Genomic DNA, 26,034 nt, shown 5'->3' with positions numbered 1-26,034 from the left:
GCTCGGCGCTAGCAGCCGGAGGGCGCCACCAGCAGCGATCATCCAGCGGGAGCAGCCCGAAGAAGACCGAATGGCGCCGCAGTTTCGGCGGTCGTCGCGAACTCCAGGAGCAACGGCGCACCGCCACCCATCAGAACCCAGCGAGCTACCCACCCGACCGAACTTCCCTTGAAAACAAGGGATATCAAGGTCGGACGATTTGGTGATTCGAACATTTGTTCGATAGAATTAGAGCATGTTCGAAGGAGACTTGTCAGGGCTGACCGCGGCCGAGGTGCTCGCCTCGGCCGCCGAGCACCACGCCACGGCCCGCGAGCATGAGGTGAGTGTCCTTGTCCATGCCCAGCAGTTCGCCGCCCTCCACAGCGTCGACACGCTGCCGCGCCGCGACCGCGGTGGTCAGCGTGGCCGGGAGCGGGGTGTGGTGCTGGGCGGTGCGGGCTGCCCCGAGATCGCCGAGTTCGCACCGGCCGAGTTCGGCGCCGTCGTCCTCGGCGTCTCCGCCGGCGTCGCCGCCGAGTTCGTCGGCCAGGCCCTGGCCCTGCTGCACCGCCTCCCCCGCTGCTGGGCCATGGTCCAGGCCTACGAGGCAACCCCGTGGAAGGCCCGCAAGATCGCCACCGCCTGCCTCCACCTGTCCCTGGAGGCGGCCGCGCTCGTCGACCACGAAGTCGCCGGCATCATCGACTCGGTCACCCCGGCCCGGCTCACCACCATCGTCAAGGCCGCCCTCTGGAAGGCCGACCCCGAGGCCGCCGCGGCCGCCGCGAAGCAGAAGCAACGCGAACGCGGCGTCTACGTCGCCCAATCCGACGACAACGGCACCAAGGCCATGTACGTGCTGGCCGCCTCCGGTGACGTGATCCGCTTCGACGCCACCATCAACTCGATCGCCGACGCCCTGAAGACCCTCGGCGACACCGACCCGCTGCGCCTGCGCCGCGCCCGCGCGATCGGCATCCTCGCCGACCCCGACTACACCCTCGCCCTCCTCACCGCCGCCCAAGAAGCCCGCACCGCAGCCACCGCCCCCGCCAACCCAGCCGCGTCGGCCGACCCGGCCACCTCCGCCAACCGCCCCAGTGCGGCCGCGCGCCCCGCGGCCGCGGTCGATTCCGCGGATCCTGCCGACACCGCCGACCCGGCTGACCCGGTCGACGCCACCGATCCCTCAACTTCTGCGAACCCCGCACGCCCCACCCGCCCCGCCGACGACCTGGCGACCGCCCCGGTCCATGCCGGCCCCGCCGCCACCAACGACCCGGCCGATCCCGCGGCCCCGGTCGACCCGGTCGGTCCCGCTGAATCCGCGCACTCGACCGACCCCGTCGACGACACCGACCTGGGCGAATGGTGGATGCGGGAACCCGACGACGAGACCGACCGCGACGCACCACACCCCAGCACCAGCGACCTGCCCGACCCCCTCGACACCCCACCCCGCCGACCACCACCCGACCCCGGCAACCCCACCCCCACCACCATCGACGACGACGACGCCGAACCGATGGACACCGCCGCACGCCGCGCCCTCAACGCCACCCTCAACCGGCTCGACGGCATCGCCCCCGGCACCAGCCTCGGGGGTGCGGGTGGGCGTGCTAGGAGTGGGCGTGCGGCCGCGGGCACGGGCGGGACCGTGGTGTACGTGCACCTGACCCACCAGACCCTCGCCACCGGCACCGGCGTCCTGCGGGTGGAGAACCTCGGCCCACTCCTCGCCGACCAGCTCGCCGAACTCATCGGCCACCGCCCCTACATCGTGAAACCGGTGATCGACCTCAACCACAACATCAGCGTCGACGCCTACGAAATCCCGGCCCGGATCCGGGAACGGATCAAGCTCACCTACCCGGTCGAGCAGTTCCCGTACGGCACCGCGCACACCACCAACACCACCGACCTCGACCACATCCAGCCCTACGATCCCCTCGGACCAACCGAGCAGACCTCCACCACCAACCTCGCGCCGTTGCGCCGGTTCACCCACCGGCTGAAGACGCACGGACGCTGGCAGGTCCGCCGACTCGACGACGGTGCACTGGAGTGGACCAGCCCACACCGGTTCACCTTCCGGGTAGACCACCGAGGCACCCACCCGACCTGGCCCACCTCGCCGGAACCGACTAATTGAATCGGTCGGGAGGCGCCAGGTCGACCGAGCTGGGGTCGCCATCTCCCCACTCGACGACGACCGTCGTGCCGGTCAGCCTGACTGTCGGGAGAGGTTGCTGGGAGGTTGTGGAGCCCACGAGCGTCACCACGGCTGCATAGATACGGCCTGCGACGGGATTGGTTCGTAGCAACGGGATCGCGGTGTGTTCACCAACCGGGCTGCTAGCATCCAGACGGCGGATCTCGGCGTCTGCGAAACCGATGCCCCCGGCAATGATCGACGCCAGGCCTGTCTTCGTCTCCACACGGGCACTGGGTCCGTCGATCACCTCAGTCGGCGGTTCGTCAGCGGAGAGGGGCCAGCCGCTGATCTCCAGAGACCAGGACCGATCGAGCGAGGCGTCCGGCGGGATCAGCACGGCTCGTACCTCTTGGTTGCCGCGCAACGCCGAGCCCATCACGATCCGCGGACCGTCCACCACGGTTCCCGAGCGACCTGAGCCGTGCTCCGGGCCGGTGTCCTCCGCAGTGCGGACCCAATGCGTCGAGGCCACAGAGACACCGGGACCAATGGTGGTGAAGCCATTGCGGTGACTCGGGCCGAGGTCTGGGTGGACCAGCGCGATGGAGTTCTCGACAGCTTCCGACCACGCGCGCTGACCCAGCGGCGGCATGGTGTGGGTGGAGTAGCCGAGCCTCGCGTAGAGCGGGGAGTCAGTACGCCGGTCGCCGGGGTTCGAGTGGTCCGTGCCGTGGTTCGCGATGCGGACGATGCCGTCGGACTGCGTGCCGCTGACGAGCCAACCGGGTTCCGGCAATTCCAAGGTGAAGTCGCCCGACTCGACCGGCAGCGGTTGCTCCGGTTCGACCCAGACCGGGTGGTCTGGCGGCAGCAGCAGGCCGAGCATCCCCTTCACCGCCCAATACGGCGAACCCGGGCCGGAGTACGACTGGGCGATCGCCGGCCATTCGCCGTACCAACCGAGGTTCAGCAGACCGCGCTCGTCGGGGACGCCGCGGTCGAGGAAGTGCCCGAGCATGCCAGAGGCCGCACGGCGTAGGAGACCCATCGGCAGGTCCGTCGCGCCGGTGATCGCGCCCATCCAGAGTGGTGCCGCCGCAGCGAAGCGGTAGGTGAGGCTGCGGCCTTGGATCAAAGGGGATCCGTTGCCGCCGATCAGTTGTACAGCCGTGTCCAGGTACGCCGAGAGCCGGTCGCGCCAGGCTGCCTCGAGCCGAGGTTCGCACAAGCTCCCGTCCATCGATGCCCAGAGCAACGGATAGACGTGCAACGCCCAGCCGTTGTAGTGGTCGAAGGCGCGTTCGGGCCCATCGGCGTACCAGCCGTGGTCGCGGTACAGGGACTCGTGGACGGCGAGCCCGCTCTCGATGTCCGCGAGCAACCAGGGGCCGCCGACTGACTTGAGGAAGGTCTCGACAACGATCTGAAACCAGACCCAGTTGATCGGCGGATACTCCTCGCCGACCACGGTCGACAACCACGCGACCACTCGCTCGCGATCGGTGTCGGCCAGCCGGTCCCAGAGCCACGGCCTGCTGAAGTGAAGCCCGAGGGCGATCGAGCAGGCCTCCACCTTGGCCTGGCCGAGCTGGTCCGGCCGCGGCCAGGCGTGCGGCGAACCCGGATCCGTGCCCGCCCGCAAACCCTCGGCGTACCAGCCGGCCAGATCGTGCGGATCGTTGCCGTCCTCGCCGCGCAACCGGATCGCCGCAAGCAGGAACGATCGCGCGAACGCCTCCAGCGAATCACTATCCCGGCCGTACGCGCTCGATCGTCCGGGCAGGTCGATGCGCGCGTGATCCGGTGAGGCCCACGGTCGCAAGGACAGCAACAGTCCGTCCGCGGTCGAGGCCCAGGACTCGCGCGCCTCAGTCATGCGTGCTCCCCCGGGTGAACTTCAGTTCGAAGGTTGTCCCATCGGTGTCGATGATCAGCCGGTGTACGTACGGGCCCCAGACGCCTTCCAGCAGGTCGTCGTTCACCGGGCGTCGTTCCAGCCGACCAGTGCCGAGTGCGGGATCCCAGCTCAACCGGGCCAGGCCGCCGCTCAACGTCTTGACCAGTAGCTCACCGGGCGCATGCGCCGTCGGCTCGCCACCGATCACGAAGTGCTCCTCGACCCGCACACCTTCGTCCCACTCGTCTACGATCCGGATCTCCTGCGCCGAACGGTCCAGCGTCGCCGACCGCTTCAGCCCGCCCGATGGATAAGCCTCGGCAAGGCTCAACTCGAGTGAATCGAAAGCCTCTTCCCGCCGTACTGCGACGTCGGTGGCTCGCCATCGCGCGCCAGGTGGCTGTTCCTGCCCAGCCACGACCGGGAGGTTGTGCCATTCGCTGCGGACCACCCACTGCTCGTACCGCCGGTCGGAGAACGAGATCGCCGTGTAGGTCGGCTGACCGAGATCGATCAGCACCGGTGTCGCGTCGAGCGCGGCGATGAACGACCCGACGTCGTTGTGGTTGTGGTTCTCATCGTTGTGGCCGCCCTTGACCGCCAGCGTCAGGCCGTCGACCCCAGCAGCCTGTTCGCGAGCGACCAGGAGCTGAACGTTCGAGAGCCAGGTGGACCTCGGCAACGGCGACGAAGCGGGGACTGCAGACCACCACTCGTCATCGAGCAACGCGACCAGCGCACGACCGAGACCGGCGTCGGGCGACAAGGGTTCGTGCCGATGGGCAGCAGCCTGGGCGACCACCTCGGCATCACCGATCCGGCGTCCCCAGGTGTGCAGGATCTGCCAAGGCTGCTTCGGGTCGTGGTGGGCGGGGCCGTCGCCGACATTGACGTACCACCCGCCGCCGAGGGTCATTCGTTGCGGATACCGGGCCAACTCGGCCAGCGGCATACAGGTCCAGGGGGCGAACTCGTGGTCGGTCACCCGATCGAGCAGTTCGAGCGCGGAGGCGAGCCGGGCCGGGCCGTTCCACCAGTAGGAGTAGCCCTCGTCGCAGCCGCCGTCGGCCGGGAGCGCGCCGAGGTAGCGATCGAGACCCTCGACGACCAGGTCGACCGCCTCGGTCTGGATCTCGGGATCGGTCTCCAGGAACAACGACGCGGCGAGGACATGGCCGTGGATCCACGGATTCCAGTTGTGCAGGTGACCGTCGAGGCCGAGCCAGTGCCACCGGCGGTCGGTCAGGAACGGACGGAGTACGCGGCGGCGGGTCTCCTCGCGCAGCCGGCGGCGCAGGCCGGGCACGCGTTCGTCCAGTGCCGGCGCAAGGACGAGGTCGGCCCAGGCCAGAACCGCGACCGTCTCGGCCGCACCTAGATCGAGATACGGCTGAGCCGGATCCGCGAGGACCTCACCCTTGGCCGTCGCGAAGGACTCGTGGGCCGCCCAACACCAAGTTGTCTGCTCACACAACAGCAGCAGTCCGTCCGCGGCCGCATCGACGTAGATCTCGTCGCCGGTCAGCGCTGCCGCGAGGACCGCCGCGCTGGTACGCCGGGTGAGCTTGCGGGCCTCGTCCTCGTACGCCGTCCGCACGCCGTCCCGCCAATAGCGGGCAAAATCGGACAGCAACGTGTGCGGCCAGGGCCGCTCCAGATCGGCCGACGCCTCGGCCAGGATCGAGTCGGTCGCGACCCGATCCCGCGATTCCCAGCAGGCCCGGTCCCGCAGATCGGGGATGCCCGCCCGGTCGCGGGCCGCCCCGATCGCCGCAGTACGGGTTGCCGGATCGAGCGCCTGCCAACGCTGGAGGAGTGACACCGGCCTACTCTGCTCGATCCACGGGTCGGTAGCCAGGGGACGATCGGATCCGTTCAGGTTCGAACAGGTCGCGTTGATCGCCTCGGATCCCGGTGACCGGCGAGTACTGCCATGATGTGCGGCATGGAGCTGAAGCTGTCGGCGTCGTACGACGCCACCCCTGAGGAAGTCTTCGCCATCGTCACCGACGCCACCTTCCGCGAGCAGGCCTGCGAGAAGACCAAGGCGCTGTCGTACGACGTCAAGGTCACCGAGTCCGGTGGCGACACCGTCGTCCGGGTACAGCGGGAGATGCCGTCGAACGACGTACCCGACATCGCGCGGAAGTTCGTCGGGCAGACGTTGACCGTGGTGCAGACCGAGACCTGGCACCCGGCCGGGGCGGACGGCACCCGGCACGCGGATGTGAAGGGTGAGATCACCGGTACGCCGGTCACGCTCAAGGGCACCGCCAGGATCGAGTCCGACGGCAAGCAGACCGTTCAGGCGATCGAGCTCGACGTCAAGGTCAGCGTCCCGCTGATCGGCAAGAAGATCGAGCCGTTCGTGGTCGACGCGATCAGGTCCGGGCTCACCAAGGAGCACGAACTCGGCCGCGACTGGCACGACGGCACCAACTAGTCGGAGACCAGGGTGCGCAGAGCCACGTGGCCTTCCTCGTCGATGACGTAGTGTGCGTGTCCCTCGTGATCGACGGACACGCCCTCTACCCGGCGGATGTCGCCGAAGTGGTGGACGACCTTGCTGCCGACCACGCCGCCGTTGCTGTCTTGCGGTAGCTCGAAGCGCACATGTTCGGAGGCGGCCAGGGCGCCTTCCGGGTGATCCGCCAGCACGGTGGCCGACTTTCCGGAGGCATCGAGGTCACCGATCACGGCGTCGAACGAGTCGCCGCCCGTGGTGTCGAGAGCCCGGAACCCGGCCGGCGCCTCGACGCTGCCCACATCGCCTAACACCCACACGTTGCCGCACCTCGGTACGGCGTTCGGGTCGGCGAACAACTCGTCGACGTTCTCGAGCTCGACCAGGATCGGGTGACCGTCGGCGGTCACCGGATACCGCAGGCCGAGCAGCAACCGGCCGTCCGGACGGAACTCGGCCGCCTCGATGTTGATCGGGTGATCGGTCGGCTGGATCCGGCCGGCCCAGCGCTTGGCGTCACGCGCGCCCTTCGCGATCGTGGCCTCGACGTAAGCCTGACGTCCGAGCGGACCCAGGGCCAGGACGCCGACGTCGGCCAGTGCATCGTTGATGGCGCGGTGCAGCACGAAGCGGAACCGTACGACCTCCAGGTCCGCCCGGCCACCGGCCAGTGCGCTCTCGATCGACGCCTCACTGACCCGCGCGATCCAGGATCGCTTGGCGTTGAGCGGACCCGCCTTCTTCCCGAACTGGGAGCCGACGACGTACACGAAACCGTTGCGGGAGGCGCAGGCCTCGGCGTCCTCCGTCTTGCCCGCACTCGCACCGGCGTCCGCGGGCACCCGCATCGCCTCCCATGCCTCGTCGAGCGGTTCGCCGGCGGCATGGACGAGTATCGCGAGCGCGTCCTCGGCCACCGCCTCGTCCAGCACCGTGATGAACGCGCGGTCCCACCCGTGGCGGGCGAGCACGTCGGGTTCGAACACACGGCAGAGATCGGAGGCTTCGTTGGGCTCAAGGTGGAGATCGGTCTCGTGCATACCGGGGTAACGGCCGGACGCGCGGTTCTACTCCCGGTGACCGCCGATTCCCGGGAAGACCCCGAGCGTCCCTGAGCAAACCCGTGTCGTTGCGTCGGGGTCGGTCGTTCCAATGGCAGGCTGAATCAGGCGAGTCACCCGGAGGTGAGTCTGTCGTGCGGAACAAGCGTCGGGACATCGTGTTGGCGAGCGGCGAGGACACGCAGTACTGCGTGGTGTGTGAAACCGTGGCTGTGTTCGAACGGGTCGAAGCCGGGGACCACCCGGTGGACGACCCGGCCGGCGAGTGGATCTGCGTCACCTGCGGATCCGCCCTGCTGATCGGGCCACCACTCCAGCACCTCGAAACCGCTTAGAGCGGCGGGCCGAAGCCACAGCTCACCCGGGTCGCGTGGGCCGGGTCGAGCGCGTTCGCGACCAGCTGCGCGACCGTGGGGTCGAAGGCCAGCCCGACATGACCGACCGGGTCGATCGGGCAGCTGTCCTGGACGAACTCGTTCCGTACTCCGGGCTCGCGGATGAACGAGGTCTCGTGCGGTGTCACCAGGGCGTCGAACCTCGAGGCGATCACCGTGTACATCACGCCGGCCTGGGCGATCGGCCCGTCCGTCAACTGATCCACAGCCGCGCCGCCGACGATGATCTCCTCGCACGCGGGGCAGCCGAACTCGCGCAGTACCTGGTCTACCAAGGGCCCCAGTCCCAGGAAGGCGCCGACGCTCACGAGCCCGCCGAACGTCGTCCCGTGCGTCGGCGGCGCCAGCGCGACCACCTTGCCCACTTTCGCGGCGTACCCGCGGACCTTCGGGCCGTAGATGCTCTGGAACCCGCCCTCGGAGTGGCCGACGAGGTCCACCTTCGCGGCGCCGGTCGCAGTCCGGACGCGGTCGACGAAAGCCTCGATCTCGGCGGCGGACCGGGCGATCGAGACCGTCCCGCCGACCGGGATGGCCGGGCTCGCCTGGCCGTAGGTGAGGGTGAAGGCGCAGTAGCCCTTCGCGGCCAGATACGGGCCGAGGTACGAGTAGTTGCCGGGGCCGTTCCCGCCCAGACCGTGCAGCAGGACCAGCGGGTTGGGGTGGGCGGCCGACGGCTTGCATGACCAGTCGTCGAAGCCCGACGAGGTTGCGGCCGATGCTGTTGTGGCCGTCGTTGTGAGCAGCAAAATGGCCGCGAGGGCTGCGGCGGCTCGCCGGGCTAAGGTGTGCATGACGGCTCCCGTGGACTTGGGGTGACGACCGGGTGACTGTCAGTTGAGCACGTCTTCGGGTTAGGAACAAGCCCTCGTGTTCCTGACCGAGGTTCTGGTTACCAACCCGTCGACGTGGGTAGTGTCGGTTCCATGGGACGACGGATCCGGGGGCTCGACGCCGACCAGCGACGGGCCGAGCGCCGCGAACAGCTCCTCGACGCCGCTCTCGACCTCTTCGCCAAGCAGGGCTACCTGGCCACGTCGATCGAGCAGATCTGCAGTACGGCGTACGTCGGGACCAAGAGTTTCTACGAGATCTTCGACAGCAGGGAGGCCTGCTACCTCGGGCTGCTGCAACGGGTCTCCGAGCGGCTCGAGGCGCGGATGGTCGAGCTGGCCACGCAGGCGACCGGCAGCGAACGACAGGTCGCCCCGGAACTGCTGGCGGCCTTTGTTCACGCGCTGCTCGACGATCCGCGCGTCGTCAAGGTCACCTTCGGTCAGGCATCCGGCATCTCGCAGGTCATCGAGCGCCAGCGCCGGACCAATCGGCGCTGGACGGCGACCTTCCTGGAATCCCTCTGGGACCGCTTCGACGAGACGACCGACGACCCGGCCCGGCGCGCGGTGGCGATCGGACTGGTCGGCGGACTGTTCGACCTGGTGGCCGACTGGCTGCTCGACGCGGACCTCGGCGACGCCGGACAGGTGGAGAACCTGATCGACGATCTGACCAGCTTCTACATCACCGTCCGGCGCGGCCTGGTCACGAAGTCCTGATCAGCCCTGGTGCGGGTAGCGGTAGTCGGTCGGCGGGGCGAAGGTCTCCTTCATCGAACGCGGGCTGGCCCAGCGGATCAGGTTCCACATCGAGCCGGCCTTGTCGTTGGTGCCGCTGGCCCGGGAACCGCCGAACGGCTGCTGGCCGACCACCGCACCGGTCGGCTTGTCGTTGACGTAGAAGTTGCCCGCCGCGAACCGCAGGTAGTCACTCGCCGCCGCGATCGCGTGCCGGTCCTGCGCGATCACCGCACCGGTCAGCCCGTACGGCGCGGCGCTCTCCATCTGCCGCAGCACCTGGTCATAGTCCGCGTCGTCGTACACGTGGACGCCGAGGATCGGGCCGAAGTACTCGGTGGTGAAGATCTCGTCGGCCGGGTCGGCGGACACCAGCAGGGTCGGGCGGACGAAGTACCCCTCGCTGTCGTCATAGGTGCCGCCGGCAAGCACCTCGATCGAGTCGGTCTGCCGGGCCCGGTCGAGCGCGGCCTTGTGCTTGCCGAACGCACGGTCGTCGATCACCGCGCCGATGAAGTTCGACAGGTCGGTCACGTCGCCCATCGTCAGCGAGTCGGTCTCGGCCGCGATGTCGTCACGGATCTTGTCCCAGACCGAGCGAGCGACGTACGAGCGGCTGGCGGCGGAACACTTCTGCCCCTGGTACTCGAACGCGCCGCGCACCATCGCCGTCTTCAGCACCGCGGGATCGGCCGACGGGTGAGCCAGGATGAAGTCCTTGCCGCCAGTCTCGCCGACGAGCCGCGGGTAGGTCTTGTACGCCGCGATGTTGGCGCCGACCGTCGACCACAGGCTCTGGAACGTCTTCGTCGAACCGGTGAAGTGGATACCGGCCAGGTCCGGGTGGGTCAGGGCGGCCTTGCTCACGTCGATGCCGTCACCGGTGACCAGGTTGATCACGCCGGCCGGCAGTCCGGCGGCCTCGAACAGCCGCATCGTCCAGTGCGCCGCGAATTGCTGCGTCGGCGACGGCTTCCAGACCACGGTGTTGCCCATCAGCGCGGGCGCGGTCGGCAGGTTGCCGGCGATCGCGGTGAAGTTGAACGGGGTGATCGCGTAGACGAACCCCTCCAGCGGCCGGTAGTCGACCCGGTTCCAGATCCCCGGCGACGAGATCGGCTGGTCGCTGACGATGCCGCGGGCGAAGGCCACGTTGAACCGGAGGAAGTCGATCAACTCACACGCTGCGTCGATCTCGGCCTGCTGGACCGTCTTCGACTGGCCGAGCATGGTGGCCGCGTTCAGGGTGTCGCGCCACGGGCCGGCCAGCAGGTCGGCCGCCTTGAGGAAGATCGCCGCGCGGTCGTCGAAGGACAGCGCGCGCCAGGCCGGGGCCGCCGCGAGGGCCGCGTCCACGGCCGCCTTGCCGTCCGCCTCGGTCGCGTTGCCGAGGGTGCCGAGCACGTGCGCGTGCTTGTGCGGCTGGACCACCTTGATCGGCGCGCCGCCACCCATCCGCTGCTCGCCGCCGATCGTGCAGGTCAGGTCGATCGCCCCGGCCGCGGTGAAGTCCTTGAGCTTGGCTTCCAGGCTGCCCCGCTCGGGTGAGCCAGGCGCGTAACCGCGAACCGTCTCGTTGGCAGGCGTGGGTACGGCGGTGACGGCATCCATGTTCGGGCTGCTCCTCCATCGACTCTGGTTTTACTGGCGCGCCCTTCATGCTGCCACGCCCCCACCCCAGACCACGAACCCGACTGGTCCGGTCAGACTGCTCTGGTCAGGCCGACTTCTTCGCGGCCTTCTTGGCTGTCTTCTTGGCGGGTGCCTTCTTGGCCGCGGTCGCCTTCTTCGCGGGGGCTGCCTTCTTGGCCGCGGCCTTCTTGGCGGGTGCCGAGTCGCCACCGGCCCGGCGGGCCTTCGCTGCCTCGACCGACGCTCTCAGCGCGGCGACCAGGTCGACCACCTCGGCGGTCTCGGTCTCTTCCTCGTCCGACTCGGGCAGCGGCACCCCGGCCGCCTTCGCCTCGACGAGCTGTTCGAGCGCGTGCCGGTACTCGTCGTGGTACTGGTCCGGATCGAACTCGCCACGCAGGGTGTCGATGTACGACTCCGCCATCGCCTTCTCCTGCTTGCGGATCTCGATGTCCTCGGCCGGCGCCGCGAACGAGGAGTCCCGGACCTCGTCCGGCCACAGCATCACCTGCAGCACCAGCACGTTGTCGAACGTCCGGAGCAGCCCTAGACTCTCCCGCGACCGGAGCGCGACCTTCACCAGGGCGTACAGGTCGGATCCTTCGAGCGCGTCCCGGAGCAGCACGTACGGCTTCCCGCCGGGTCCGCCGTCGGCGGCCAGGTAGTAGGACTTGCCCAGGTAGAGCGGGTCGACCGTGTCGGCCGGCACGAACTCCAACACGTCGATGACCTTCTTGCTGGACAGCGGCAGGTCGGCGAAGTCGTCCGGCTCCAGCACCACCATCCGCCCGTCGGCCATCTCGTAGCCCTTGCCGATGTCCGAGTACGGCACTTCCTCGCCGTCGATCGAGCAGATCCGCTTGTACTTGATCCGGCCGCCGTCGGCGACGTGCACCTGCCGGAAGGAGATGTCCTTCTCCTCGGTCGCGGAGTACACCTTGATCGGGATCGTGACCATCCCGAACGAGATGGCGCCCTTCCAGATTGCCTGCATCGCCAATCAGCTCCCTGTCAGCTCTTCAGCCCGCCACGGGGTCCCTCCGCGGCCAGCAGATCGGGGATCTCCTGGGTCGCGTACCACAGCAGATCTTCACCCTCGCACGAGTCGAGCGCGAAAACAGCGTCCTCGTCACCGCCGAGCGCCGCGTCCCACGCCGCCGCCGCCTTGCCGACCACCTCGGCGGCGCCGGCCGCGTCCAGGTGGACCGAGGCGACCGCCGACCACGGGACCACCACCCGCAACTCCAGCCGGGCGTCACCGAGCTCGACCGTGCCGTCGGGCGGCGGAACCGCGCTCACCTCGCAGGCTACGACGATCCGGCGGCGCGGGGCATCCGGATTGGCAGCGAGCAGCCCGACCGAGGCACGGGCCGCCTGCGACATCGCGGCGTACTCGAGCTCTTCGTCGTCACCCTCGGCGTACCACTCCCGCAGCGCCGGGGTCACAGCATACGCCGTCAGCGGGGCCGGGCTGAACTCACCGGTGTGGCAGGCCGCGTCGAGCAGCGGGAGCGTGGACGGTATGTAGACCCTCATGAGCCCGCCTTCTTCGTACTCCGCGGCTTCCGCCGGCCGCGCGAGGCCCGGTTCCGGCTGCCTTTGGTGGTGTCCAGCAACTCGTCCAGCGCGTCCGTCAGGCATTGGGCGAAGACGGCCAGGTCCGGCATCGCCGTCCGGTCCGCGTTCAGCCCGAACGACACCTTCCCGTCGTACGACGTGACGCCGACGGAGAGGCCCTGTCCGGGCATCAACGGGACGACCGGGTACGACGCCAGCATCGGCGCACCCTGAGCGTAGAGCGGGAACTGGGGACCGGGCACGTTGGTGATCACCACGTCGTCGATCGGCCGCACGGTCGCGGTCGCCACCCGGGCCGCCAGCGCGTGCAGCGTGGTCGGCGCGAACCCGGCGATCCCGACCAGCGACCGGGCGCTCACCGCCCGCCCGGTGTCCTTGTGCACCTTGGTCTGGTACGAGATCTGGTGCAGCCGCATCACCGGCGAGTTCTCCCCGACCGGCAGGTTCACGGTCGACGCGATCACCCGGCTGCCGAGCGACGTGGGCTCCTCGTCCTCGTCGTCGCGGATGCTCACCGGAACCACCGCCCGCACGCTCCGGGTCGGCCCGACCCCCTCACCCCGGGTCATCATCCAGGCCCGGAACGCCCCGGCGACGACGGCCAGGACCACGTCGTTGACCGTGCCGCCGTGCATCGCGCGAACGGCCCTGTAGTCCTCCAGATCGGTCTGCACAGTGGTGAACCGGCGCTGCCCGGACGTCTTCACATGCAGCGAGCTCTCCTGGTGCCGCTGCGCGACCAGGGAGCCGACCACGTCCCCGATCACCTCCCGGACCGAGGTGGATCCGGTCAGGCTGGCCATCTCCGCGCGGGCCAGCTCCAGCACCGCGGTCGGGTGCCGGGTTGCGTCGGTGAACACCCCGGCGAGCAACTCCAGCGCGGACGGCGGATGCGCGGGATGCCAGGTGTCGGTCGGGGTCGGCCGCGGATGCGCGGTGGCGTCGAGCACCACCTGGCCGATGTCGACCGTGCCGCTGCCGTCGACCAGCGCCTGGTGGGACTTGGAGATGATCGCGAACCGGTCCCCCTGCAACCCCTCGACCAGGTACATCTCCCACAGCGGCCGGGCCCGGTCCAGCCGGCGCGACATGATCCGGGCGACCAGCTCCAGCAACTGGGCGTGCGTCCCCGGCCGGGGCAGCGCCGAGCGGCGTACGTGGAAGGTGATGTCGAATTCCTCGTCGTCCACCCAGACCGGTCCGGCGAACCGGCCCGGGACCTGCTGGACCCGCTGCCGGTACCGCGGCACGAAGGCGATCCGGTCCCGGATCAGCGCGACCAGGCTCTCGTAGTCGAACTCGTCGTCGCCGTGCACCGGCGGCTCGAAGATGTCCACGGTGCCGACGTGCATCGGCGTGGCCGGGCTCTCCACCTTGAGGAAGGTGAGGTCCAACGACGACAACCGGTCCCGCATCCGACCTCCCTCGGCCCCGTGATTTCCCTGTCCGGTCACCCTAGCGGTCACCGCCGACAGTGAGCTGCGACACTTGTCAGCGGCACAAGGCGATCTTGACACGCCCGATGGCACATCGCGGGAACCCGGCGAGCCCGGCGTTCGTATGGGCAAGTGGGCAGGTCCTACGCCCTGGTGTACCTCGACACAGTGAAAGGCCCCTCGAAGATCATGCGTTCGACGCTCAGGCGCGGTACCGCGCTCGCGATCCTGCCCACTCTCGGCATGCTGGTTCTGGCCGGCTGCGGCGGTGATTCCGGCAGCGGCGCGAGTCCCAGCACGACCCCGTCGAACGTACCGACCGCCACCCCCACCGACCTGCCGACCACCCCGACGGTGACGCCGACCGGGCCGAAGACCAACACGCCGTCGAACACCGCGGACCCGTCCGGCGAGCAGGCCGACGTGACCATCAACGTCACCGTTGCCAACGGCAAGGTGAACCCGAGCGGCACCAGCATCAAGGTGCAGGCCGGTCAGACCGTGCTGATCACCGCGATCAGCGACGAGGCGGACCAACTGCACATCCACGGGTACGACAAGGAGCTGGAGCTGCAGCCGGGCAAGACGGCCCAGGTGAAGTTCACCGCGAACATGAAGGGCACCTTCGAGATCGAGACGCACGAGAGCGGCAAGCTGGTCGCCAAGCTCGTCGTTTCCTGACCTCTCATGACGGCTCTTCTCCTACCGCTGCACGGGATCGGCGGCCGGCAGGACCTGCCCGTCCCGTTCGGCCTGGCCGTCGGCGGCGCCGCGGTCGCGATCGCGTTGTCCTTCGTCGTCCTGGGGCTGGCCTGGCGGAACCCGAAGTACAAGGGTGACTCTTCCGGCAAGCCGTTGCCGGCCGCAATCACCCGGACCGTCGACGCGGGCTGGTTCCGCTGGCTGGTCCGGCTGATCGGGCTGGCGATCTTCCTGTACGCCATGGTCGCGCTGCTGTTCGGCGTGGACCGGCTGACGAACCCGATCTTCGGCTTCATCTACATCCTGGTCTGGGTCGGCCTGGTGCCGATCTCGCTGCTCCTGGGCCCGGTCTGGCGCACCCTCAACCCGCTGCGCACGATCCACCTGCTGCTCTGCAAGCTCCTGCGTCAGCCGCCGTCGAGGGGCGTGCTGGAGTTGCCGTCCTGGCTGGGTCTATGGCCGGCCGCGCTCGGCATCTTCGCGTTCACCTGGCTGGAACTAGTCGCCCCGGACCGGGCCACCCTTCCGGTGCTGCAGGCTTACCTGGCCCTGTACGTCGTGATCACGATGTTCGGGGCGATCCTCTTCGGCGACAAGTGGTTCTCCACCGCCGATCCGTTCGAGGTCTACGCCACGCTGATGGCCCGCCTCTCCCCGTGGGGCCGGCGGACCGACGGATCACTCGTACTCCGGCGGCCGCTGGAGAACCTGGACGGTCTGAAGGCACAACCCGGCCTGGTCGGGATGGTGGCCGCCCTGCTCGGCAGTACGGCGTACGACGGGTTCTCCAACTCGTCGGCCTGGATCGGCTGGGCGCAGAACACGGACTACTCGATGACCCTCCTCGGCACGGGTGCGCTGATCACGTTCGTGGTCTTCGTGCTCGTCACGTACTCGGCCGCAACGGTGCTCGCGGGGCGGATGTCGGACAGCTCCCGGACGAAGCTGCCCGGGTTGTTCGCACACTCGGTCATCCCGATCGCGTTCGGCTATGTCGTCGCGCACTACCTGACGCTGCTCATCCTGGAAGGCCAGCGGACGCTGATCTACCTGAGCGACCCACTGAGCAACGGCGCGAACGTCTTCGGCACCGGCCTACTCGCCGTGAACACCGGCATCACCAACCACAGCACCACAATCGCCGTCCTCCAGGTGCTCGCGGTGGTCTCGGGTCACCTGATGGGCGTTGTCTCCGCCCACGACCGCGCAGTGGCCCTATTCCCCCGCAACAAGGCCCTACTAGGCCAGATCCCCCTCCTGGTAGTAATGGTCGGCTACACAATCGGCGGCCTCGTCCTCCTCTTCTCCACCTGACGCTTGCGTCCGAAGAAGCCTGGCCTATAGCGCACGGTTCTTCGGACGTCGGGGCTCTAGGGTGGGCGGATGTTCACGGTTGAGCAGCGGGGCGGCTGCGGGACGCGTTGATTGCCGCGGCTCGGGCGGATGGCAGGGCGGCTACCAACCGGATCTGGACTAACCACCGGCTCCCCTCCATAATCAACTCAATTGAGGGGGGAACCTCATGTCCGGAACATTAGGTATCAATTCGTCGGCTATCCGCTTGGCGCGCACTCCACTCGGGCTGATCGCCCTGTTCGTTCTCCTGGTCGATTGTCTGGCCTCGGTGACCCTGGCAGTCGGTACGAGGCTCGGCCCCGGCGACCGACGGATTCTGGTGATCTTCATCGTCGGCTTTCCGGTTCTGATTCTGCTGATGTTCTCCTGGCTCGTCGCCAAACATCCGACTCATCTCTACGGTCCGAGCGACTACCGTGACGACAAGAGCTTTCTCTCCGCACTGTCGCCCCTGCTCAAGGTTCAGCAAACGTCGGAGCAGAACGACCCGTCGAGCACGTTCAGTGTCGAAGACGCCGCTTCCACGGTCAGGGCGGCGCAGGAAGTCATACCGAGAACATCGCCCGCCCACCGACGCATTCTGTGGGTAGATGATCGGCCGGAGAACAACACCGACCTCCGCGAAGCCTTTGAGAACCTCGGTTTCCACGTCGAAATCGCCCTGAGCACGCAGGAGGCGCTGGCGCGGCATGCAACCCAAACGTACGGTGCCATCATTTCCGACATGGGACGGAAGGAAGGACCGACCGAGGGGTACGTGCTGTTGAAGGCCTTGCGGGAGACCGGTAACCCAACACCGTTCTTCATCTATGCCGGATCGAACAGCGAGGCACATCGGCAGGAGGCATTCCGCCGTGGCGCCCAGGGATCGACCAACCGACCGAACGATCTGCTGAACCTCGTACTCCGCAGTCTCAACTGATCCCCCGATCAACCTTCCCGCACATACTCCTTCGGAGCTGACTGGGGTTTGGGGAGGGAGCGGGAGGTGTAGGCGAGGATCGCGAACGCCAGTAGGCCGAGGATGAGGTGGGAGTTGCCGGGGATGGACTGCCAGAAGGTCCAGGTCAGCTCGCGGTCGTCGCGGTACGGGACCCACCAGATCGAGCGGAGGACGAACAGGAAGTACCAGGCGGCGCCGGTGATCGCGGCCGCGCGGCGGCCCCATTCGCGGTCGACCGCGCGGATCAGGCTGACGCCGAGCGGGATGATCCAGACCCAGTGGTGGCTCCAGGACACCGGCGACGCGTAGAGCACGGCCAGCGCCATCACGGACAACCCGGCGACACGTTCGTCGGCCAGCCAGTACCGGCGGGCCAGCCAGAGCACCAGCATGCCGAAGACCGCCGACAGGACGAACCACGCCGGCTGCACCCAGGACGCCTCGTCGCCGAGCCGGTGGAGGAACCCCGTGAACGACTGGTTCGCGGTGTACGCCAGCCCGCCGACCCGGTTGGCGTTGCGGATCACGACCGTCCAGTACTCCCAGGACTGGTTCGGAACGACGGCGAACCCGACCGCCATCGTCGTGAGCAACCCGAGTACGGCGTTGCGGAACGCCTTCCACTGCTTGGTGATCAGCAGGAACGCCAGGAACGGCAACGGCGTCAGCTTCACCCCGATCGTGACGCCCAGCCAGAACCCCCGCAGCCGCGCATCCTTCGACCGGACCAGATCCAGCAGGATCATTGCTGTCAGCAACAGGTTGATCTGGCCGAACTGGATCGTCTGCCAAACCGGTTCCAGCAGCAACGACGCCAGCGAAAGGGCAGCCAGTACGACGAGCCGCCGCTCACGCCAATCGACCGGGAGCAGGTTCCACGCGGACGCCGGGAGACTGCTCCGCCAGATCGCGCCGATGCTGAGCACCGAGATCGTCGTCCACACCACCAGCGCGACACCCCACGGCACCGCGGCCAACGGCACCATCGCGATCGCGGCGAACGGCGGGTAGGTGAACGGCAGACCCGAGCCCGGCAGCTGCGCGTCGTACAGGTCGGCGCGGTCGAGCAGGACCGAGCCGCCCATTCGGTAGACGCGCAGGTCGATCATGCCGCCGAACAGGCCGTACGCCCAGGCGCCGAGCGCGACGAAGGCGGCACAGCCGACGATCACGAGGACGAGCCGGCGATGATCAGCTTTCACGTCAGATCGATCCCGAACAGGGTTTCCAGCTCGCGCCGGGTCTCGTCGTACGAGGCGTGGTGGATCGCCGTCATCCCGAGTGCGCGGGCGCCTTCCACGTTCAGCTCCAGGTCGTCGACGAAGACGCACTCGACCGGTTTGAGGTCCAGCCGTTCGGCGGCGAGCAGGAAGATCTCCGGCTCCGGCTTGCGCAGCCCGACCTCACCGGAGATGACCAGGTCGTCGAACATGCCGTCCCAGGTGTCGCGCGGGTAGGCGTTGCCCCAGGAGTTGGACAGCAGCGCGGTCCTGATCCCGTGCGACTTGGCCCGGCGGATCAGGGCCGACATCTGCGGCTGGTGCTCGAAGTGCGCGAACATCCGCTCGATCAGGCCCTCGGCCGGGACCGGCGTACCGTCGCGGCGGACCAGGATCGCGGCCAGCTTGCGCTCGAAGTCGGGGACCGCGATCTGGCCGCGTTCGAGGGCGTGGATCGGGTTCAGCTCGACCTCGGCCGGGGTCGCGGCGAGCCAGTCGACGATCGCGGTGTAGTAGGTCTCGAAGTCGATCCCGTCCAGTTCGGCCCAGCGCCCGAGGGCGTCTTCGAGACCGGAGGTGAGCACACCGCCCCAGTCCACCAGCAGGCCGCGCAGTACGGGCTCGTCGTCCGACATGCGCGCAAGCCTACTCAGCACCTGGTCGGCGCTCGGGCGACGGGGTTCAGCTGCTGTATTCGATGGTGACGTCACCCGACGAGGTGTTGGCCTTGATCGTATTGGTAGCGGCCGGGTCCATCTTGACGTTGATTGACTCGTCGCCCGAGGAGGTGTCGGCGTCGACCTTGTAGGCCTGGGTGCCGCCCGGCAGCAGCACGGTGACGTCACCCGAGCTCGCCTCCGCGGACACGGTGGTGGGCGCATCCTGGAAGGTCAGCTCGATCCCGCCCGAGGTGGCGTTCGCGCTCACCTCCGACGCGGTCAGGTCGCGTGCTTCGACATCACCCGAGGTCGAGTCGAGGGACAGCTGGCCGCCGACGTTCGACGCGTCGATGTTCCCGGAGGTGGTCTTCAGGCTCGCGCCGGCCGGCAGGTCCGACGCCTTGAGGTCGCCGCTGGTGCTCTCGACGGTCACCTTGACATTCCTGGGCACGGTGACCACGTAGCTGGTGTCACAACCGAACGACAGGAACCCACAGCTGGTGTCCTGGACCTGCAGCCTGCCGTCCTGGTACGTCTCCTTCGGATCGGAGCCGAACACGTTGCGCTCGAACTTGCGATCGACGGTGACCTCCCGGACGTCCCCCGAGCGCACCTCGAGGTCGGCCGAGCTGGATTCGATGGTGAAGCTGGTGCCCTGGACCGGGTACGTCCCCTGCGTTGCCTTGGCCTCCTCGGTCAGGCTGGTCAGAGCCCAGTACCCGCCGCCCAGGATCAGCGCGACTGAGATGGCGATGCCGTACCGCCGCTCGGGGCTGATCGAACTGGCCGGCCGACGCTGGACCTCGGACATGATGCGCTCCTACGGGTGACGTTGGGTCAACCCTGGCACATCCCCGGGTGGCTGTCGGTGGGGTATTCCCCTGGAGATCAACTGAGGAGATCCCTGATTACCCCGGCCGCGAGCTGCTGCATCGCCTTCCGGAGCTTGCTCGACCGGGCCACCTCGGTGAGACTCCGGCCGTGCGTCAACACGGCATCACAGGCCGCCTGGTCGAACGGGAGCAGCACCGCGTCCGCGACCCCGGCGTACCGGCTCAGTGCCTCGGTCACGGCATCGGCCGGTGAACTTCCGAGCGCCCCTGAGCGGACTCGGTTGACGACAACGCGGGTGGTTGCCGAGGGGACCATCGCGCGGAGCTCGTGCAGCGCCCGGATCAGGCGGGTGAGGCCGACCGGGTCGGCCGTCCCGACCACGAGCACCTCGTCGGCCTCTTCAAGCGTGGCCAGGGTGGCGCCGTTGCGTCGCGGGGCGAGGGTGTCGAAGGAGATCTCCTCGTCGCTCTCGATGCAGAAGCTGACGTCGACGACCGTGAGCGGAGCGAGCAGCCTGGCCGTGGCCCAGACCGACTCGACCGCGGTTGGGCGGAGCTCGGTCCATCGATCCGCGCGGCTGAGTCCGGTGAGGACGAGGAGGTGCGGGACGACTTGCCGGGCCTGCCGGGCGAGCACTTCCACGTCGAGCGAACCACCGCCCGCCGATCGCGCCGCCGCGGCCAGCCCCGAGGTCTCGTCGAGGATGCCGAGCAGTTGAGCCACCGACCCGCCGTACACGTCTGCGTCGGCAAGCAACGTGGAGACGCCGCGCGCGGCGAGCTCGCTGGCCAGGCCTACTGCGACCGTACTGCGGCCCGGTGCGCCCGTGGGACCCCAGACCGCGACGATTCGGCCGGCACCTGATGGGTCGTAATGGCGGATCGGTGGCGCCGTGGATCCGCTGGGTTGCGGCACGAATCCGCCGGCGAAGTGCGAGATCGTGGCCGGTGGGCCGGAATCCACCGCGTCGGTGATCGCGCGGCCGAGATCCTCACCGCTCACGTCGGCCGGGAGGATCCGCTCGATCCCCATCCGGCTCAGGCGATCCTCGCCACCGCTGGGCTCACCATTGTCGGACGGGTCGACGAGAGCGAGCACGACGATCCTTCGCGCGTGCAGGGCCGCGACGGCGTCGGCGGTGAGTCTGGGCAGGTCTTCGGCGAGCAGGACCGCCCGCGCCTGACCGGTCGCCGAAGCGGCCATCACGTCGGCGATGTCCACGCATCTGCGGACGATCCGGATCCCGGGCGCCCGCTCGGCGCGGCGTACGACATCTGCCTCCCACGGCGCGCCGGTCACCGCGAGCAGGACTGGTACTGCCATCAGCGGCCCCGCCGGACGAGCACCGGCTCACCCGTGCTCATCGAGGCCAGCGCGGCCGGGAGCTGGGGCAGATCGGCGGGATCGAGGCCGATCAGCACCTGCCGACGCGCCGATCCACCGGCCACACCTTTGACCGTGTCGACCTGTACTACGCGGACCGTGTCCCACAACTTCTTCGCCGGCTGCTCGGGTGTCTTGGGGATCACCCAGACGTCGACCTGATCACCGGCCGCCGTGTCCGCGGGGAGGCGGCCGGTCGCGATCGACAGCGGGAGCTCGGTGCGGTCGTTGTCCGCCTGGGGCACGGCCGCCTGGCGCGGGACGAACTCGCCGGCTTTGACCGCCCGGACCATCACCAGGCCGTTGAGGTCCGCGTCAGCGGCGACGTACTGGTTCGCCTCGTCGCTGCTGGTGAAGCGGACCCGGACGGTGGTCAGGTCGTCGGCGATCAGCTTCGTGCCGGCCGGGAGGTCGCGGTCGGCGGCCCAGATCGCGGTGGTGTCGTCGGCGGAGGAGAGCAGCTTGGCGCCGGCCAGCGCGGTGATCGCGACCAGCAGCACGCCGAGCAGCAGCCGCCCGTCCTTCCAGCGCGCACGGCTGTTGCGCCTGGTCGGCGTCGAGGGCGCCGCGAACCCGCTTCGGACTGGACTCTCCACCACGTGCATTGTCTCCCTGTGACGAACTGATCGCGCTCCGATTGTGTCAGCTCGGGCGGTCGCGGCGGGCCGGTTGTCCACAGGCCCGCGCTTTGGGGACAAACTCAATCGTCCGGACGCCAACCGTGGCAAACTGAAGCAACCCCGCAGGACGAATGAAAGGCGTCAGAAGGTATGCCGGCACCGCGCTTCCTCCAGCTCTCGGACGTCGCCGAGGTGCTGAACATCTCCGCGAACCAGGTCTACGCACTCGTCCGCCGCGGCGACATCCCCGCGGTCAAGATCGGCGGTCGCGGTCAGTGGCGGGTCGAGGCGACGGAGCTGGAGAAATACATCGAGCGGCTCTACACCGAGACGCGGCAGTTCATCGACACCCACCCCTTCGGCGAGGAAGCCGACCAGACCGAAGACGCCCAGCACTAGGCCCCCTCGTCGGCGGGCGCGCGGCCTGCGTTCGCAGTACGGGGTCAGCGGCGGCGGAGGGCAGACAGAGCCTGGGTGGGGACCAGCCGGACGTTGTGGACCTCGCTCCGCCGGCGCGGCGCGTCGAGCGCGTGCTCGGCGACCTCGATGAAGTCGGCCCCCACCCGATCGATGGTCCCGGTGACCGGATGACCACCAGGACCGGCGCAGAACAGCGTCACCGGCGAGCGATCCCGAGCGATCCCCCGGAGCAGATGCGCGAGACCGAGCTTGGCGGCGACCGCCCCCTCGGCCGGTTCGGCCCACGGCCCGAGCCCATGCACCGCGGTCACCGCAGCCGCCGGGATCAACCACTCCTCGAACCGCTCGGCCTCCAGTAGCAGGCAGTCTTTGCCGACCCGGGTGAGTTCGCCCTGGACCGGTTCGACGTGCGTCAGCTCGACCCGGATCACCGTCCCGACCGCCCCGCGCAACCGGTCGAGCAGCGTCAACTTCCCGACCTCGGCACGGATCCGCTCCGCGACCTCGCCGTACAGATCGCCGTCCCGCAGCGCCGCGAACTGCGACTCCAGGTCCTCGAACAGAGCTTCCAGACGCATGCCCGCGAACATACTCCGCGTCCCGTCCACCTGTACTCCCCGTGGTCATCTTCAACCCTCCGTAGCGACTCGCTGACAATTTCGACTTGCCAACCTCAGTCCAAGCAGGTCTATATTAATCAAGCCAACGCAAACTAAAGCAAACTCATAGATCAGAGTCGAAACCAGGTGATCGCGATGATCCGGGCACTGAAAGCACTCCTGGCCCTCTGCGCACTCGTCGCGCTGGGCCTCGGACTCCGCTGGGTGACCGCCGGCTCGATCGCGGCCGCGTCGACCCACGACCTCACCTCGATGGCGTCGCTCACAGTCGGCGCCGTCGCCTGGGTCGCCTACACCTGGCTGGTCCTGGCCGTCCTCGCCACCGCCCTCGAGCAACTCCCTGGCGCCCTCGGCCGCGCAGCCGCAGCCGTCACCACCCGTATCACCTCCCAGACCTCCCGCACCCTCCTGCGCTCAGCCCTGGGCGTAGCCGCCGTCGCCCCCCTCACCATCGGCGTAGCCCACGCAACCCCCGAAGCCCCCCACCACCCCTGGCCAACCACCGAACCCGCCTCAACCGTCTCCCTCGGCACCCCGCACCCCGATTCCCCCGCCGACTGGCGATCCCCCGAGCGGGCCTCCACCCTCCGCCTCACCGAGACCCCACCCCGTACGCCGACCGCCGGCACCACCCGGGTCGCCGTACCAACCCCACCCCGCCCGACTCGGCTCAGTGAGCGAGGCACCAACGAGGACGAGCGTCCGCCGGGTCGCGTCGGTGTGCCAGACCGCCCGACCATCGGCGCGCCAACGCGGTACACGGACCTCCGAAGCGGCCAGGCGATCCGACCCACCACGCGGGTAGTCGGCCCCGGCGAATCGCTCTGGTCCATAGCCGCCACCGAACTCGGCCCGAACGCAACCGACACCCAGATCGCCACCCGCTGGCCCGACTGGTACGCGGCCAACCGCACCCTCATCGGCCCAGACCCCAACCTGATCCGCCCCGGCCAGGTGCTCCGTACCCCGGCGCCCGCCGTCCACCCCGTGCCGCCGACCCACCAGGAGAAGTGACATGCCCAACCACCCGAACCAGGCCGCTGTCAACACCCCGGACCGGGCCCCCGAGCACGCCCCTCATCCCGACCTGTCCCTCGCGCCCACGGACGCGTCTCCCCAACAACCGCCCGAACCCACCTCCCACCGCACCCCGATCAGCCAGTCGTTCCTGGAACAGGCGAAGCATCAGCTCCCCCGAACCACCCTGACCCAGGGCACCCTTGCCCTCAGCAACCAACTGGCCCCACCCCTCGAAGGAGCGGAGGAACAGGACGAATCACAACCACCCACGCGCCCCGCACTGCGCCTACTGCCGGAAGTCCACGAAGACCCCACCGACCCCGCGCAACCCCCAGCCGAACCATCCCCGGCAGACACACCACCCCTCGGCCTCGCCGACCACGTGACCTCAATCGAGGTAACCGTCCGCCTCCTAGACCCGCCACCCCAACCCACCAGCGCCAACCCCGCCACCGCCGAACCCGCCGCGCAGACCGCCGGCCTGCAGACGACCGGTGCGGAGGCGGAATCGTCCGGGCGATCAGGTGTGGGTGTGGTCCGTCGTGCGGCGGGGTTGCCGGATGCGCGGGCCTGGGGTAGCCGGTTGGCGCAGGCGGTGGCGGAGGTACTGGCCGGGGATCGACCGCTCAGCCAGTTGGTTCGGTGGACCGACGCAGTGGTCTACATGGACCTGAACCGCCGGGTCCGAGTCCTCGGACTGACGACCACCGCCACACACCGGGGCGCGAAGGAGCGGAGCGCGATCCGCTCGGTACGCGTCTCCCAGCCGGCTGAACGAGTCGCCGAGATCGCGGCACACGTCCGATACGGCAACCGCTCACGTGCCATGGCCCTACGCCTGGAAGTCCACCGAGGCCGCTGGATCTGCACCGCCCTCGAACTCGGCTAACCCCTAACCGCCACCCACCACCTCCGCGCTCACCCACCCACCAAACCCCGCACCCACTCCCACCACACGACGGCACGCGGCACCGATCGCCCCCGTTCCTCCGTGAACCCATGCCAAACGGGGCGCGGGTCCACGGGTATCGACCCGGCCCCGCACACCGGCGCCGAGCGCGGATTGGCGGCGGAGGCGGGGACCTCGGTCAAGAAGCGGGGGGCTTGAACAAGACATACCTAGTTCACAGTCCCGCGAAGTTGTTCAAGGTCCCGCCAAGGACACGGGGAACCCGCGGCGCGGGTGGGGTGAGTGGTCCAGGTGGGTGCGAGGCGGGTGCACGGCGCGGGTGGGCCGGGGCCACTCGGGGGCTGAGGAGCGACCGCCCCCCGGGCGCTCTCCAGTGGGTCTATTGGATTACGGGGGTGGGAGTTGGCGCATGGGGTGGCCAGATCAGGGGGTTGGGTACCCACGGCAGCGGAGACTGTCGATGGTGAGGGGCAGGATGGGGGTATGAGTGGTGGTGTGCCGTATCGCGAGCGGGTTGCACGGGTGCCTGGGGCCGTCGTGTGGACGCGTACGGCTGATGGGGAGTCGGCGCGGATCTTGCCGGACGGGTGTATGGACCTGATCTGGGTCGAAGGTGAGTTGATCGTTGCCGGGCCGGATACCAAGGCGTATGACGGGACGTCTGAGGCGGGCACTCGGTACGTCGCGGTGCGGTTTGCGCCGGGGACCGCGCCGGGGTTTCTCGGTGTTCCGGCGAAGGAACTGGTCGACAGCCGGGTGGATTTGCAGGAGCTGTGGTCGGCCGGGAAGGCTCGACGGCTGGCCGATCGGGTGAGTAGGGCGGGCGATCCGGCCCTTGCGTTGGACGAAGCCGTCGCGACGTTGTACGACGTGCCGCCCGACGGCGTGGTTCGGCATGTCGTCCGCGGAGTGCGGCGTGGGATCGGCGTACCGGCGCTGGCGGGGAGTGTGGGGTTGAGTGAGCGGCAGTTGTATCGGCGATGCCTGGACGCGTTCGGATACGGCCCGAAGATGCTCGATCGGGTGCTCCGGATGAACCTCGCACTCGACCGGGCCCGGGCGGGTCTCCCGCTCGCCGAGGTCGCCGCGCGCACCGGGTACGCGGACCAGGCCCACTTCACCCGAGACATCAAAGCCCTCACCGGCGTACCGCCCCGAATCCTGCTCGCCTGA

General features: G+C 68.8%; 25 protein-coding genes. 11 read left to right on the top strand and 14 right to left on the bottom strand.

Features of this window, described 5'->3' with window-relative positions:
• Window positions 1-235: 235 nt before the first annotated feature.
• Complete coding sequence (locus tag EV643_RS08020) at window positions 236-2,134, top strand: hypothetical protein (RefSeq protein WP_133799352.1); 1,899 nt, start codon at window positions 236-238, stop codon at window positions 2,132-2,134.
• Here EV643_RS08020 and EV643_RS08015 read toward each other — a convergent pair.
• Both EV643_RS08015 and EV643_RS08010 read right to left on the bottom strand, forming a co-directional pair.
• Window positions 2,127-4,013, bottom strand: coding sequence for a DUF2264 domain-containing protein (locus EV643_RS08015; RefSeq protein WP_133799351.1), 1,887 nt, complete (start codon window positions 4,011-4,013; stop codon window positions 2,127-2,129). The two genes, EV643_RS08020 and EV643_RS08015, sit on opposite strands and share 8 nt — an antisense overlap.
• The gene (locus EV643_RS08010; protein ID WP_133799350.1) at window positions 4,006-5,856 is read right to left on the bottom strand and encodes a heparinase II/III family protein; all 1,851 of its coding nucleotides are present in this window, start codon (window positions 5,854-5,856) and stop codon (window positions 4,006-4,008) included. Before EV643_RS08010 ends, EV643_RS08015 begins: the two co-directional genes overlap by 8 nt.
• Window positions 5,857-5,979: 123 nt before the next feature.
• Here EV643_RS08010 and EV643_RS08005 point away from each other — a divergent pair, with 123 nt between their 5' ends.
• Window positions 5,980-6,477, top strand: a complete 498-nt coding sequence (locus EV643_RS08005) for a DUF2505 domain-containing protein (RefSeq protein ID WP_133799349.1) — start codon at window positions 5,980-5,982, stop codon at window positions 6,475-6,477.
• Here the strand turns inward: EV643_RS08005 and EV643_RS08000 are convergent.
• Complete coding sequence (locus EV643_RS08000; protein WP_133799348.1) at window positions 6,474-7,484, bottom strand: hypothetical protein; 1,011 nt, start codon at window positions 7,482-7,484, stop codon at window positions 6,474-6,476. The two genes, EV643_RS08005 and EV643_RS08000, sit on opposite strands and share 4 nt — an antisense overlap.
• Before the next feature lie 209 nt (window positions 7,485-7,693).
• Between EV643_RS08000 and EV643_RS07995 the strand changes: the two genes are divergently transcribed.
• Window positions 7,694-7,894 carry a hypothetical protein gene (locus tag EV643_RS07995; protein ID WP_238165437.1) on the top strand — a complete coding sequence of 67 codons (201 nt, stop codon included), beginning with the start codon at window positions 7,694-7,696 and terminating at the stop codon, window positions 7,892-7,894.
• Here the strand turns inward: EV643_RS07995 and EV643_RS07990 are convergent.
• Window positions 7,891-8,748, bottom strand: a complete 858-nt coding sequence (locus EV643_RS07990) for an esterase/lipase family protein (protein WP_133799347.1) — start codon at window positions 8,746-8,748, stop codon at window positions 7,891-7,893. The two genes, EV643_RS07995 and EV643_RS07990, sit on opposite strands and share 4 nt — an antisense overlap.
• 132 nt (window positions 8,749-8,880) lie before the next feature.
• On the opposite strand from EV643_RS07990, the gene EV643_RS07985 reads away from it, so the two are divergent.
• Window positions 8,881-9,510 (top strand): TetR/AcrR family transcriptional regulator, encoded by a 630-nt coding sequence (locus EV643_RS07985; protein WP_133799346.1) that lies wholly within the window; start codon window positions 8,881-8,883, stop codon window positions 9,508-9,510.
• On the opposite strand, the gene pruA is transcribed toward EV643_RS07985, so the two are convergent.
• The 4 genes from pruA to EV643_RS07965 form a co-directional block, all read right to left on the bottom strand.
• Complete coding sequence (gene pruA / locus EV643_RS07980; protein ID WP_133799345.1) at window positions 9,511-11,139, bottom strand: L-glutamate gamma-semialdehyde dehydrogenase; 1,629 nt, start codon at window positions 11,137-11,139, stop codon at window positions 9,511-9,513. It abuts the gene before it with no gap.
• A 106-nt stretch (window positions 11,140-11,245) separates the two neighbouring features.
• Window positions 11,246-12,154, bottom strand: coding sequence for a non-homologous end joining protein Ku (gene ku, locus EV643_RS07975; protein WP_133799344.1), 909 nt, complete (start codon window positions 12,152-12,154; stop codon window positions 11,246-11,248).
• 17 nt (window positions 12,155-12,171) lie between these two features.
• Window positions 12,172-12,696: a DUF6912 family protein gene (locus EV643_RS07970; RefSeq protein ID WP_133799343.1), complete on the bottom strand. Its 525-nt coding sequence runs from the start codon at window positions 12,694-12,696 to the stop codon at window positions 12,172-12,174.
• On the bottom strand, window positions 12,693-14,153 hold the full coding sequence (locus EV643_RS07965) for a WS/DGAT/MGAT family O-acyltransferase (RefSeq protein ID WP_133799342.1): 1,461 nt from the start codon (window positions 14,151-14,153) through the stop codon (window positions 12,693-12,695). The genes EV643_RS07970 and EV643_RS07965 overlap by 4 nt, the downstream gene beginning before the upstream one ends.
• A gap of 153 nt (window positions 14,154-14,306) precedes the next feature.
• Between EV643_RS07965 and EV643_RS07960 the strand changes: the two genes are divergently transcribed.
• From EV643_RS07960 to EV643_RS07950, 3 genes are all read left to right on the top strand, one after another.
• The gene (locus tag EV643_RS07960; RefSeq protein ID WP_238165436.1) at window positions 14,307-14,855 is read left to right on the top strand and encodes a cupredoxin domain-containing protein; all 549 of its coding nucleotides are present in this window, start codon (window positions 14,307-14,309) and stop codon (window positions 14,853-14,855) included.
• Window positions 14,856-14,861: 6 nt separating this feature from the next.
• Window positions 14,862-16,190, top strand: coding sequence for a hypothetical protein (locus tag EV643_RS07955; RefSeq protein WP_133799341.1), 1,329 nt, complete (start codon window positions 14,862-14,864; stop codon window positions 16,188-16,190).
• 208 nt (window positions 16,191-16,398) lie between these two features.
• Window positions 16,399-17,154 (top strand): response regulator, encoded by a 756-nt coding sequence (locus EV643_RS07950; RefSeq protein ID WP_133799340.1) that lies wholly within the window; start codon window positions 16,399-16,401, stop codon window positions 17,152-17,154.
• 8 nt (window positions 17,155-17,162) lie between these two features.
• Here EV643_RS07950 and EV643_RS07945 read toward each other — a convergent pair whose 3' ends face one another.
• The 5 genes from EV643_RS07945 to EV643_RS07925 all read right to left on the bottom strand — a co-directional run bounded on the left by EV643_RS07945 (window position 17,163) and on the right by EV643_RS07925 (window position 21,876).
• Window positions 17,163-18,377, bottom strand: coding sequence for a glycosyltransferase 87 family protein (locus EV643_RS07945; RefSeq protein ID WP_166665350.1), 1,215 nt, complete (start codon window positions 18,375-18,377; stop codon window positions 17,163-17,165).
• On the bottom strand, window positions 18,374-19,030 hold the full coding sequence (locus EV643_RS07940; RefSeq protein WP_133799339.1) for an HAD family hydrolase: 657 nt from the start codon (window positions 19,028-19,030) through the stop codon (window positions 18,374-18,376). The genes EV643_RS07945 and EV643_RS07940 overlap by 4 nt, the downstream gene beginning before the upstream one ends.
• 46 nt (window positions 19,031-19,076) lie before the next feature.
• The gene (locus EV643_RS07935; RefSeq protein ID WP_133799338.1) at window positions 19,077-19,865 is read right to left on the bottom strand and encodes a DUF4097 family beta strand repeat-containing protein; all 789 of its coding nucleotides are present in this window, start codon (window positions 19,863-19,865) and stop codon (window positions 19,077-19,079) included.
• Between the two features lie 77 nt (window positions 19,866-19,942).
• On the bottom strand, window positions 19,943-21,211 hold the full coding sequence (locus EV643_RS07930; protein WP_133799337.1) for a CpaE/TadZ family protein: 1,269 nt from the start codon (window positions 21,209-21,211) through the stop codon (window positions 19,943-19,945).
• Window positions 21,211-21,876, bottom strand: a complete 666-nt coding sequence (locus EV643_RS07925; RefSeq protein ID WP_238165435.1) for an SAF domain-containing protein — start codon at window positions 21,874-21,876, stop codon at window positions 21,211-21,213. The genes EV643_RS07930 and EV643_RS07925 overlap by 1 nt, the downstream gene beginning before the upstream one ends.
• A 165-nt stretch (window positions 21,877-22,041) precedes the next feature.
• Here EV643_RS07925 and EV643_RS07920 point away from each other — a divergent pair, with 165 nt between their 5' ends.
• A complete protein-coding gene (locus EV643_RS07920; protein ID WP_133799335.1) occupies window positions 22,042-22,290 on the top strand; it encodes a helix-turn-helix domain-containing protein in 249 nt (82 codons plus the stop codon).
• Window positions 22,291-22,334: 44 nt separating this feature from the next.
• On the opposite strand, the gene EV643_RS07915 is transcribed toward EV643_RS07920, so the two are convergent.
• Window positions 22,335-22,889 carry a hypothetical protein gene (locus EV643_RS07915; RefSeq protein ID WP_133799334.1) on the bottom strand — a complete coding sequence of 185 codons (555 nt, stop codon included), beginning with the start codon at window positions 22,887-22,889 and terminating at the stop codon, window positions 22,335-22,337.
• Window positions 22,890-23,066: 177 nt separating this feature from the next.
• On the opposite strand from EV643_RS07915, the gene EV643_RS07910 reads away from it, so the two are divergent.
• The 3 genes from EV643_RS07910 (at window position 23,067) to EV643_RS07900 (ending at window position 26,034) form a co-directional block, all read left to right on the top strand.
• Entirely contained in the window at window positions 23,067-23,945 is an 879-nt protein-coding gene (locus EV643_RS07910) for a LysM peptidoglycan-binding domain-containing protein (protein WP_133799333.1), read from the top strand.
• A 1-nt stretch (window position 23,946) separates the two neighbouring features.
• Window positions 23,947-24,840 carry an Rv3235 family protein gene (locus EV643_RS07905; protein WP_133799332.1) on the top strand — a complete coding sequence of 298 codons (894 nt, stop codon included), beginning with the start codon at window positions 23,947-23,949 and terminating at the stop codon, window positions 24,838-24,840.
• Window positions 24,841-25,344: 504 nt separating this feature from the next.
• Window positions 25,345-26,034 carry a helix-turn-helix transcriptional regulator gene (locus tag EV643_RS07900; protein WP_238165434.1) on the top strand — a complete coding sequence of 230 codons (690 nt, stop codon included), beginning with the start codon at window positions 25,345-25,347 and terminating at the stop codon, window positions 26,032-26,034.

Origin of the sequence: Kribbella caucasensis, assembly GCF_004361855.1 — a bacterium.
Lineage (GTDB): Bacteria > Actinomycetota > Actinomycetes > Propionibacteriales > Kribbellaceae > Kribbella > Kribbella caucasensis.
Note: the sequence above shows the minus strand (reverse complement) of the source record. Positions and strands in the feature narration are given on the sequence as shown.

Coding starts and splice junctions, on each gene's coding strand:
- EV643_RS08005 (WP_133799349.1), top strand. CDS start 5,980: ATGGAGCTGAAGCTGTCGGCGTCGTACGACGCCACCCCTGAGGAAGTC.
- EV643_RS07985 (WP_133799346.1), top strand. CDS start 8,881: ATGGGACGACGGATCCGGGGGCTCGACGCCGACCAGCGACGGGCCGAG.
- EV643_RS07990 (WP_133799347.1), bottom strand. CDS start 8,748: ATGCACACCTTAGCCCGGCGAGCCGCCGCAGCCCTCGCGGCCATTTTG.
- EV643_RS07900 (WP_238165434.1), top strand. CDS start 25,345: ATGAGTGGTGGTGTGCCGTATCGCGAGCGGGTTGCACGGGTGCCTGGG.
- EV643_RS07965 (WP_133799342.1), bottom strand. CDS start 14,153: ATGCGGGACCGGTTGTCGTCGTTGGACCTCACCTTCCTCAAGGTGGAG.
- ku (WP_133799344.1), bottom strand. CDS start 12,154: ATGCAGGCAATCTGGAAGGGCGCCATCTCGTTCGGGATGGTCACGATC.
- pruA (WP_133799345.1), bottom strand. CDS start 11,139: ATGGATGCCGTCACCGCCGTACCCACGCCTGCCAACGAGACGGTTCGC.
- EV643_RS07950 (WP_133799340.1), top strand. CDS start 16,399: ATGTCCGGAACATTAGGTATCAATTCGTCGGCTATCCGCTTGGCGCGC.
- EV643_RS07955 (WP_133799341.1), top strand. CDS start 14,862: ATGACGGCTCTTCTCCTACCGCTGCACGGGATCGGCGGCCGGCAGGAC.
- EV643_RS07915 (WP_133799334.1), bottom strand. CDS start 22,889: ATGCGTCTGGAAGCTCTGTTCGAGGACCTGGAGTCGCAGTTCGCGGCG.
- EV643_RS07920 (WP_133799335.1), top strand. CDS start 22,042: ATGCCGGCACCGCGCTTCCTCCAGCTCTCGGACGTCGCCGAGGTGCTG.
- EV643_RS07910 (WP_133799333.1), top strand. CDS start 23,067: ATGATCCGGGCACTGAAAGCACTCCTGGCCCTCTGCGCACTCGTCGCG.
- EV643_RS07970 (WP_133799343.1), bottom strand. CDS start 12,696: ATGAGGGTCTACATACCGTCCACGCTCCCGCTGCTCGACGCGGCCTGC.
- EV643_RS07930 (WP_133799337.1), bottom strand. CDS start 21,211: ATGGCAGTACCAGTCCTGCTCGCGGTGACCGGCGCGCCGTGGGAGGCA.
- EV643_RS07940 (WP_133799339.1), bottom strand. CDS start 19,030: ATGTCGGACGACGAGCCCGTACTGCGCGGCCTGCTGGTGGACTGGGGC.
- EV643_RS07925 (WP_238165435.1), bottom strand. CDS start 21,876: ATGCACGTGGTGGAGAGTCCAGTCCGAAGCGGGTTCGCGGCGCCCTCG.
- EV643_RS07935 (WP_133799338.1), bottom strand. CDS start 19,865: ATGTCCGAGGTCCAGCGTCGGCCGGCCAGTTCGATCAGCCCCGAGCGG.
- EV643_RS08015 (WP_133799351.1), bottom strand. CDS start 4,013: ATGACTGAGGCGCGCGAGTCCTGGGCCTCGACCGCGGACGGACTGTTG.
- EV643_RS07905 (WP_133799332.1), top strand. CDS start 23,947: ATGCCCAACCACCCGAACCAGGCCGCTGTCAACACCCCGGACCGGGCC.
- EV643_RS08020 (WP_133799352.1), top strand. CDS start 236: ATGTTCGAAGGAGACTTGTCAGGGCTGACCGCGGCCGAGGTGCTCGCC.